The sequence below is a fragment of the Streptomyces sp. AC558_RSS880 genome (assembly GCF_019049255.1).
Taxonomy (GTDB): Bacteria; Actinomycetota; Actinomycetes; order Streptomycetales; family Streptomycetaceae; genus Streptomyces.
Genome location: NZ_JAGMUJ010000181.1, coordinates 1,747 through 9,068, shown reverse-complemented (window position 1 = coordinate 9,068; position 7,322 = coordinate 1,747). Strand labels below are relative to the sequence as shown.

2 protein-coding genes are annotated in these 7,322 nt (G+C 74.8%); both read right to left on the bottom strand.

The window, feature by feature from the left end; genetic code table 11:
* A partial coding sequence (locus tag KUM38_RS39395) for a type I polyketide synthase (RefSeq protein ID WP_217136946.1) occupies positions 1-1,742 on the bottom strand: 1,742 nt, incomplete at its 3' end.
* Positions 1,743-1,831: 89 nt separating this feature from the next.
* Positions 1,832-7,322: type I polyketide synthase (locus KUM38_RS39390; protein ID WP_217136945.1), on the bottom strand; the 5,491-nt coding region annotated here is incomplete at its 5' end.

The following is a 7,322-nucleotide window of genomic DNA, read 5'->3' as shown; positions in this document are numbered from 1 at the left end:
GCCAGCCGGGCATCCCCGCGCACGGTGCCCAGCCGGACCTGCGGCCCGGGTGTCCCCTCGGCCAACGAGGCGAGCCCCGCGAGCAGTTCGGCCCGGTCGGTGCCGAGGACGGCCGAGCGGACGTCCAGCGCCGAGCGCGTCGCGGACAGCGAGTGGGCGAGGTCGAGCGGGGTGAGCTCCGGGTGGGCCTCGATGTGGTCGAGCAGTCGGCGGGCCTGGGCGCGCAGTCCCGGTTCGGAGCGGGCGGAGACGAACCACGGCAGGAGGCCGTCGGCCGGCCCGGGTTCGGCGGTGGATGCGGTGGTCGCGGCCGGGTCGGACTCCGTGGGCGGAGCGGCGGGCGCGGTGTCGGGGGCCTGTTCCAGGACGACGTGCGCGTTGGTGCCGCTGATGCCGAAGGAGGACACCGCCGCCCGTCGCGGCCGGCCGGTCTCCGGCCAGGGGCGGGCCTCGGTGAGCAGTTCGACCGCGCCGGCCGACCAGTCCACGTGCGGCGTCGGCTCGTCCACGTGCAGCGTCTTCGGCAGCACACCGTGCCGCATCGCCATCACCGTCTTGATCACCCCGGCCACGCCCGAGGCTGCGGCCGAGTGGCCGAGGTTGGACTTGAGCGCTCCGAGCCACAGCGGCCGGTCCGGGGCGCGGCCGCGGCCGTAGGTGGCCAGGAGCGCCTGGGCCTCGATGGGGTCGCCGAGCCTGGTTCCGGTGCCGTGCGCCTCGACGGCGTCCACCTCGTCCGGGGTGAGCCTGGCGTTCTCCAGTGCCTGCCGGATCACGCGCTGCTGCGACGGTCCGCTGGGCGCGGTGAGTCCGCTGCTGGTCCCGTCCTGGTTGACGGCGGAGCCGCGCAGGACGGCGAGCACCTGGTGGCCGTTGCGCCGGGCGTCCGCCAGTCGTTCGACCAGGAGGACGCCGACGCCCTCGGACCAGCCCGTGCCGTCCGCGGCGGCGGCGAACGCCTTGCAGCGTCCGTCGGGCGCGAGGCCGCGCTGGCGGCTGAACTCGACGAACAGCGCCGGGTCGGACATCACCGTGACTCCGCCGACCAGCGCGAAGGTGCACTCGTTCTGCCGGAGGGCCTGCGCGGCGAGGTGCAGGGCCACCAGCGAGGAGGAGCAGGCGGTGTCCACGGTCACCGCCGGGCCCTCGAAGCCGTAGGTGTAGGAGAGCCGGCCGGACAGGATGCTGGCGACGTTCCCGGTCATCGAGTAGCCCTCGACGGCCTGCGGTGTGTCGCGCGGGTTCTCGATGTAGCGGGTGGCGCCGGCGCCGACGAAGACGCCGGTGGCGGAGCCGCGCAGCGTGGCCGGGTCGATCCCGGCCCGTTCGAACGCCTCCCAGGAGGTCTCGAGGAGCAGCCGCTGCTGCGGGTCCATGGCGAGGGCCTCGCGCGGGGAGATGCCGAAGAAGTCGGCGTCGAACTCGCCGGCGTCGTGGACGAAGCCGCCCTGGCGCACATAGCTCTTGCCGGGCGCGTCGGGGTCGGGGTCGTAGAGCTCCTCGACGTCCCATCCCCGGTCGGCCGGGAAGTCGGAGATGACGTCGGTCCCGGACGCCACGAGCCGCCACAGGTCCTCCGGCGAGCGCGCTCCGCCGGGGAAGCGGCAGGACATGGCCACGATCGCGATCGGCGCCCGGCCGTGCGCCTCGACGGCGGCCAGGCGTCGCCTGGTCTGCTGGAGCTCCTCGGTCACGCGCTTGAGGTAGTCCCGCAGCTTCTGCTCAGTGCCGGTGTCGTTCATCGTCCACGCTTTCCAAGGGGGTGGCGGGGTCCGGGTCGGTCGGCGGTCCGGTCTGGGGCGCTGGTGGGCGCGTCCTGCCGGGCGCGGGGTCAGTCGAGGCCCAGCTCCTTGTCGATCAGGGAGAACATCTCGTCGTCGGTCACGGCGTCGAAGCCGCCGGGCCGGTCCTCGTCGTCGTCGGGTGCCGCCGCGTCCGGTGCGTCCTCGAACCGCCACAGCAGCGCCTGGAGCCGGCGCACCACGGCGGCCCGGTCGTCTCCCGCGCCCGGCAGCGTCCGGGTGAGGCTCGCCTCGAGCCGGTCGATCTCGCCCAGCAGCGGTGCCGTGGCGTCCGTCTCCTCCACCGGGCCCAGTTCCTGCCGCAGGTGCCGGGCGAGCGCCTGCGGTGTCGGGCAGTCGAAGGTCACCGTGGCGGGCAGCCGCAGTCCGGTGGCGGCGCCGAGCCGGTTGCGCAGTTCGACGGCGGTGAGCGAGTCGAACCCGGCTTCCAGGAAGCCGCGGTCGGAGGCGACGGCGTCCATCGAGGCGTGCCCGAGGACCGCCGCGCAGTGACTGCGGACGAGGTCGACCAGGATGCGCTCCTGCTCCGCCTCGGACCGCCCGGCGAGCTGCTGGGCGAGCGTCGTCGCGGCCTGTGCCGCGGAGACGGCGGCCGGGCGCCGTGGGACGCGCACCAGACCGTGCAGCGGTACGGGGAGGTCTCCCGACTCGGCCGCCTTCCGCAGCGCGGCCAGGTCGAGCCGGACGGCGGCCGGGTTGGCGTCGGCGCGGTCCAGGGCTGTGTCGAGCAGGCCGAGGGCTTGTGCGGCCGTCATCGGGGCGACTCCGGATCGGCGCATCCGGGCGAGGTCGTGCCGGTCGAGCTGTCCGGTGATGCCGCTGGCGTCCGCCCACAGTCCCCAGGCCACGGAGGTGCCGGGGAGTCCGGCGGCCTGCCGGTGGGCGGCGAGGGCGTCGAGGAAGGTGTTGGCGGCGGCGTAGTTGGCCTGTCCCGGGCCGCCGAGCAGGCCGGCGACGGAGGAGAAGAGGACGAAGGCGGTGAGGTCGTGGTCGGCGGTCAGTTCGTGCAGGTGGACCGCGCCGTCGACCTTGGCGCGCAGCACCCGCTCCAGCCGGTCGGTGTCCATGGTCTCGATGAGGCCGTCGTCGACGACGCCCGCGGCGTGGACGACGGCGGTGAGCGGGGCGGTTGCCGGAACGCGGTCGATGACGGCGGCCAGCGCGTCGCGGTCGGCGGCGTCACACGCCTCCACACGCACCCGCGCACCCAAAGCGGCCAGTTCAGCCGTCAACTCGTCCGCACCCGGAGCGTCCGGACCGCGCCGACTGGTCAGCACCAGGCTGCGCACGCCGTGCTCGGTGACCAGGTGCCGGGCCACCAGAGCACCCAGCGTGCCCGTGCCACCCGTGATCAGCACCGTGCCGTCCGCGTCCAGCGCCCGGGGCATCCGCAGCACCAGCTTGCCCACATGCTTCGCCTGGGACATGAACCGGAACGCCTCCGGCGCCCGCCGCACATCGAACGACCGCACCGGCACCGGATTCAGCACCCCCGAGGCGAACAACGGCATCAGGTCGTCGAAGAGCGCCTTCATGTGCGCGGGGGCGACCGTCATCAGGTCGTACGGGAGGTAGGTGGTCCCGGGGTGGGCGGTGTGGATCGCGTCCGGGTCGCGCAGGTCGGTCTTGCCCATCTCCAGCAGCCGGCCACCGTCGGCCAGCAGCCGCAGCGAGGCGTCCACGTACTCCCCGGCGAGGGAGTTCAGCACCACGTCCACACCCCGGCCGCCGGTGGCGGTACGGATGCGCTCCTCGAACTCCAGCGAGCGGGAGTTCGCGATGTGGTCGTCGTCCAGGCCCAGGGAACGCAAGGTGTCCCACTTGCCCTCGCTGGCGGTGGCGAACACCTCCGCACCCAGATGACGGGCGATCTGCACCGCCGCCATCCCCACACCCCCCGCACCCGCATGCACCAGCACCGACTCACCCGCACGCACGCCGCCCAGTTCCGCGAGTCCGTAGTACGCCGTCAGGAAGGCCACCGGCACCGACGCCGCCTGCTCGAACGACCAGCCCTCGGGGAGCTTGGTGATCATCCGGTGGTCGGCGACGGCATGCGGACCGAACGCGTCCGGGAAGAGCCCGAACACCGCGTCGCCCACGGCCGGTCCGCGGACCCCGGCACCGACCTCGGTGACCACGCCGGCGCCCTCGCCGCCCATCGAGGCGGCGCCCGGGTACACGTCGAGCGCGATGAGGACGTCCCGGAAGTTGAGGCCCGCGGCCCGTACGGCGATGCGGACGTCGTGCTCGCCGAGGGGCCGGCGCACGGTGTCGTCGTCGGGGAGGAGGGCCAGGCCCTCCAGGGTGCCGGTGCCCACGGTGCGCAGGGCCCAGTCGCCGCGCGGCGGCACCAGGTCGCCCCGGCCGCCGTCGTCGGTGTCGCGGGCGTCGCTGTCGTGGCTGCCGGTTCGGGTGAGCCGGGGGGCCAGCGCCTGTCCGTCGCGGAGCACCAGCTGCGGCTCGCCGCTGCGGGCGGCCGTCTGGAGCAGCGGCGCGGAGTCGGGGCTGTCGTCGGTGTCGATCAGCGCCAGCCGGCCGGGGTGCTCGCCCTGTGCCGACCGCACCAGCCCCCACACGGCCGCGTGGACGAGGTCGGGCACCGTGTCGTCGGCCGACGCGGCCACCGCCCCGTGCGTCACGACCACCAGCGGCGCCGGACCGTTGTCATCGGCGAGCCACTCCCGCACCTGCCGCAGGACGTCGGCGGTCGCCGCCGACACCGCGTCCGGCAGCCGGTCACCGTCGGCCGCGGTGAGCGGGGCACAGTCGAGGACCGCGAGCCGGCCGTGTCCGTCCGTCCCCGACGGCCGGTCGGTGAGGCCGACCGGTACCCAGCTCATGCGGTAGAGCGATCCCGCCGTGTCGTCGCGGGCGGCGCCGAGCTGTTGCGGGGACACCCCGCGCAGCGCCAGCTCCCGTACGCCGATGACGGGTCGGCCGGTGCTGTCGACGGCGTGGAGGGAGAGCCGCTCCGGGCCGGTGACGGACAGGCGCAGCCGCAGGGCACGGGCGCCGGAGGCCAGGAGGACGACGTCGTTCCAGGAGAACGGCAGCCGGACCAGGCCGTCCTCGGCACCGGCGGCGGTGAGTTTCGCGGCGTGCAGGGACGCGTCGAGCAGCGCGGGGTGGAGGCCGAACCGGCCTGCGGTCTCCGCGAGTTCCTCGGCGAGCGCGACTTCGGCGTACACGTCGTCGTCGAGGCGCCAGGCGGCGCGCAGCGCCCGGAACGCGGGCCCGTAGCCGTATCCGCTGTCGGCGAGTTCCTCGTAGAAGCCGTCGAGGTCGACAGGCCGGGCGCCGGACGGGGGCCAGGCGGTCAGACCGAAGCCGAAGGGGTCGGCGGTCCGGCCGGTGCCGGCGACCGCGTGCCTCTCGGCCGGGTCCGCCTCCTCCTGGGGGGACAGGGTTCCGGTGGCGTGCCGGGTCCAGCCGGTCCCGTCGCCCGGGCCGGCGTCGGCGGTGTCCTGCGGACGGGAGTACAGCTCGACGCCGCGGCGGCCGTCGCCCTGGTCGCCGCCGATGGCGACCTGCATCTGCACGGCGCCGCGCTCGGGCAGGACCAGCGGTGCCTCCAGGGTGAGTTCCGTGACGCGGGAGCAGCCGACGACGTCGGCGGCGTGCACGGCGAGTTCGGCGAGCGCCGAGCCGGGCAGCAGGACGGTCCCGGCGACGGCGTGGTCCGCGAGCCAGGGGTGGGTGCGCAGCGAGAGCCGTCCGGTGAGCACCGTGTGGTCGGTCCCGGCGAGCGCGACCGCCGCCCCCACCAGCGGGTGACGGCCGGCGGTGAACCCGAGACCGGTGGCGTCCGCGACCGGCCCCGAGGCGCTGTCGAGCCAGTAGCGCCGCCGTTCGAAGGCGTACGTCGGCAACTCCACGGCGCCCCCGGCACCGGAACCGGCTCCGAGGCGGGTGAGGAGGCCGTCCCACCGGACGGGCACCCCCGCCGCGTGGACGACGCCCAGCGCGCCGAGGACCGTCTGCTCCTCGGGGCGTTCGCGGCGCAGCACCGGTACGGCGATGAGGTCGGCTCCGGTGTCGAGGGTGTCGCGGACCATCGCGGTCAGCACCCCTTCGGGGCCGATTTCGAGGAAGGCCGTGACGCCCTGCGCGTCCAGTGTCGCCACCCCGTCGGCGAAGCGGACCGCCTCGCGCACCTGCCGCACCCAGTATTCGGGGGTGCGCAGCTCGTCGGGTGCGGCGATCGCGCCCGTCAGGTCGGACACCAGCGGGACGGTGGGTTCGCCGTAGGAGACCGTGCTCAGAAGCTGCCGGAACTCCTCCAGCATCGGCTCCATGCGCGCCGAGTGGAACGCGTGGCTGACCCGCAGCCGCCGCGTCTTGTGCCCGGCGTCCGCGAACCGTGCCGCGACCCGCAGCACCGGCTCCTCGTCGCCGGACAGGACGACCGAGGTGGGTCCGTTGATCGCGGCGACGCACACGGCGTCGGCTCCCGGGACATCGTCCTCCAGCGCGGCGGCCAGTCCGTCCAGCGCGTCGCGTTCGGGGACCGCGACGGCCACCATCGCTCCGCCCTTGGGCAGCGCCTGCATCAGCCGGCCGCGGGCGGCGACCACGACGGCCGCGTCCTGGAGCGACCACAGACCCGCGACGTGGGCCGCGGCGAGTTCACCGATGGAGTGTCCGAGCAGGAGGTCGGGCCGCACTCCGAACGACTCGACGAGTCGGTGGAGGGCGACTTCGAGGGCGAAGAGTCCCGCCTGGGTGAAGGCCGTCTCGTCCAGGAGCCCCTGGGTGCCGTCGGCACCGAACACGACGTCGCGCACCGAGTGGTCGGTGTGTCCGGCCAGCTGCCGGTCGAGTTCGAAGACCGCGGCGTCGAACGCCTCGGCGAAGACCGGGAACGCCTCGTACAGTTCGCGGCCCATGCCGGCGGTCTGGCTGCCCTGGCCGGTGAACAGGAACGCGACGCGGGCGTCGGGGCGGGCCGAGCCCACGACCAGGCCGGGCGCGGTTCCTTCCGCGGCGAGCGCGTCGAGCCCGGCCAGCAGTTCGTCACGGTCGCGCCCGGTCACGACGGCCCGCTCCTCGAACAGCGCGCGCCTGGTCGCGAGGGCGTGTCCGACGGCGGCCGTGCCGAGCCGGTCGTCGGCCCGCACGAGGGAGGCGAGGCGCCGCGCCTGACCGGCGAGGGCCTGCCTGGTCCGGGCGGACAGCGGCCAGGGCAGGACGCGTCCCTCGCCGGTCGTCTCCCCGTCGGTCCCGGTGACCACCGGGTCGGGGCCCTGTTCGAGGACGACGTGGGCGTTGGTGCCGCTGGCGCCGAAGGAGGAGACACCCGCCCGCCGCGGACGGCCGTCCGCGTCCGGCCACTGCCGGGCCTCGGTCAGCAGCTCCACCGCGCCCGCCGACCAGTCCACGTGCGGCGTCGGTTCGCTGACGTGCAGCGTCTGCGGCAGCACCCCCTGCCGCATCGCCATCACCATCTTGATCACGCCCGCCACACCCGCGGCGGCCTGTGCGTGACCGATGTTCGACTTCAACGACCCCAGATACAGC